Below are 2,710 nucleotides of genomic sequence, written 5' to 3'. Positions count from 1 at the left end.
CAGCGTATCGCCGAGGCAGTTGCGCAGGTCGATTTTGAACTGGTTGATCTCCGGGTCCCGGTGATTGTCCGCCACAAGTCGTATATAGGTGCCGTCGCTGTAGTCAATAGCGGCCAGGGAGCGGTTAGGGCTTTCTTTTCCATTTCGGCAAGCGTGGGGAAGCAGGATTCACGGGCGGTTTCCGAAAGCTCCGATAGCTGTTGTTCAGAAAACTTCAGCAATTTGTGATCCTGTTTCAGCTTCTCTGCAGCGGTACCGGACTCCCTGGTCAGTTTACGCTCCTGTTGCTCTTTTTCACCCGTCGCCGCTTCGCAACGTTCCAGGCGCTGGCGCAAGGTGCGAAGAATGTCGGAGCCGGTTTCCAGCTGCTGCTTTTCCTGTTCCAGGCTGTTGATCTGGATGGCCAGGGGCTGCCAGTTGATTTCGGCAAAATCCGTATATTTCAACAGCAGCTTCAGATCTAACTGCCGCTGGTTCAGCTGGTTGATCTGCTGGTTAAACTGCATCTCGGAAGGTTTGGGGTCATATATGGTCCGCCCCGCTTTGCAAGGATAAGTTTTCCATCATGACTAAAGAGCAATGCTTCCACTCTATTAATAAAGAATCCTGCCTTTGGGGTGAGGTCTCAATGCCTCTGGCCCTGATGGAATCCGCTCACTCCCACCTCCAGGTCTTCGGCCTCTACGGGCCCTGGCCCTGGTCAGGTTCAAGCGAGTGCAGGCCTTACCTTTTATGCCATCATTTGAACTTTATCCACGCAACTCGTTGCAGGCTTCTTACACTGATTAACCGCTTTTGCTTTTCTTGTCTAACGACAAATGTTTACTATTTTAGTGCCTATGTTCATGCTGCTGCCTTGTACGGCTCTTTCCTGGTTAACACAGCCCAGGCAATGCGAGCATTTTTATTGGCAACAGCCACTGCTGATATATTCTTGCCCCTGCGCTGATCAAGCTCTTTAATCCAGTTATTACGTCGATCGTCGTGTTTATCGGCCACCCTGCCAACGGTTCTGCCACCGTGTATCAGCAGGGTTCGCAGGTAGGTATCGCCCCGTTTACTGATCCCCGGCAAGGTGGGTACGCCACCGGTAGACTGCTGTTTGGGTACCAGTCCAAGCCAGGCTGCCATTTCCCGGCCATTTTTAAATGCTGATATTGGCTGCGTGTTCTATGCAAACTCTGGATAGTGATTAAAAAGTTTTTCGCTAATGTCCATTGGCCTTACAGTCATTCAAATATATACAACCATTCATTTATAAAAATAACACGACGGCTTCAACACGTACCATTTAATAAAAAAAATAAACCGGGAACTTTTACGACACTGCATTTTCGAATAAGAGAGTGCCCGGTAATTTTTTGTGCACTCTCTGATTTACTGTTATACATTCCAACATCAAGAGTCCTGTTTATGATTCAGCAACCCACTCAGCAACCCATCATTCAGCAACCAATTTGCGACAGCGCTTTCCAATGTTCAGGGAATGGCAACGAACATTCCTGGCTCGGCCATGGCGTTGCTGTTTCTAAAGCATTTGCGAAATCATTGATTCCAACGGAAGATCCTTGCCTCGGTTTCAATTCCCGCAAAGCAGTGGAAGATCTTGTGCGACTGGCCACAGCAACTATCCTGCCGTCGAGTTCCATCCTTTTCGTGGTGAAAGATATGGCCAATGCCTGGTCCGGGAGCGGTTTGCCCGGGCCGGATGCAAAACCGGAATTACCACAGATATCAAAAGAAATCCGGGAAGAGGCTCAGGAAAAAGAAACTGGCTCGAAAGACGTACCCCTTCAACAGACATCCACGGCCCGCTATCAAGGGAGTCAGGGAACCAAAGGACTACTTGCCCTTGGCACGCTGGCCGGCTCTTTTCAGTATGCGAATTCGAAACCCATTGCCGATGGTTCAAAACCCATAAAGATTAATGATGCAGAAACCCTGGGCAAGATTGGTAAAGATCCCGACTATCCACTGGACGGTACCTATCAACAGACAGCAGATATTGTTGTCACTAAAGACCATAAACCTATTGGCGGTGCATTCACCGGGGAGTACTATGGTCAGTGCCATACCATCAGCGGCCTGTCTGACTGTTTAGTTGACACTCTGAAAGGCAGCATCAGTGACCTTTACTTTACTGGTGCCAATATAAAAAATTCCCCGAAGACGACCGGTTTAGCAGCCTGTGTTGTTGATGATAATGGCGCAGTCAGTAATATCCGGGCGGAGAATGTTCATATTGTCACCTCGGGTAAGCATGCAAACGCCGGCATCGGGGGGGGGGACGTTTTAGGAACGGTTGCCAACACCATGGCGGTGAACAGCACGGTCAAAACCTTGGGTGTAGGTGCAAAAGCCGGCATCGGGGGGGGGCTGGTTAAAGGAACGGTTGACCACACCACGGCGGTGAACAGCCATGTCACAACCTCGGGTTGGATTCTGATTTTTGGGCCCAGCATTGAGGATGGTGCGCACGCCGGCATCGGGGGGGGGCTGGTTAAAGGAACGGTTGACCACACCACGGCGGTGAACAGCCATGTCACAACCTCGGGTGTGGGTTTACACGCCGGCATCGGGGGGGGTGCGGTTGACAAGGGAGGAACGGTTGCCTACACCACGGCGGTGAACAGCCATGTCACAACCCGGGATGGTTTTGCAGATGCAGGGATCGGGGGGGGGGTGGTTTACGGAACGGTTGAAAACACCA

General features: G+C 51.0%; 2 protein-coding genes and 1 pseudogene. 1 reads left to right on the top strand and 2 read right to left on the bottom strand.

The annotated features are described in order from the left end of the window. Both J7438_RS25015 and J7438_RS25010 read right to left on the bottom strand, forming a co-directional pair. Positions 1-506 (bottom strand): hypothetical protein (locus J7438_RS25015; RefSeq protein WP_209278767.1); only part of this gene is annotated, 506 nt, incomplete at its 3' end. A 337-nt stretch (positions 507-843) separates the two neighbouring features. After that, positions 844-1,149 (bottom strand): annotated as a pseudogene (locus J7438_RS25010) (transposase); the annotation flags it as partial. Positions 1,150-1,413: 264 nt separating this feature from the next. On the opposite strand from J7438_RS25010, the gene J7438_RS25005 reads away from it, so the two are divergent. After that, on the top strand, positions 1,414-2,710 hold a 1,297-nt coding region (locus J7438_RS25005), incomplete at its 3' end, for a hypothetical protein (protein ID WP_209278766.1).

This window comes from Thalassotalea sp. G20_0 (genome assembly GCF_017744175.1).
Taxonomy (GTDB): Bacteria; Pseudomonadota; Gammaproteobacteria; order Pseudomonadales; family Endozoicomonadaceae; genus Endozoicomonas.
This window is presented reverse-complemented; position numbering and strand designations above follow the sequence as displayed.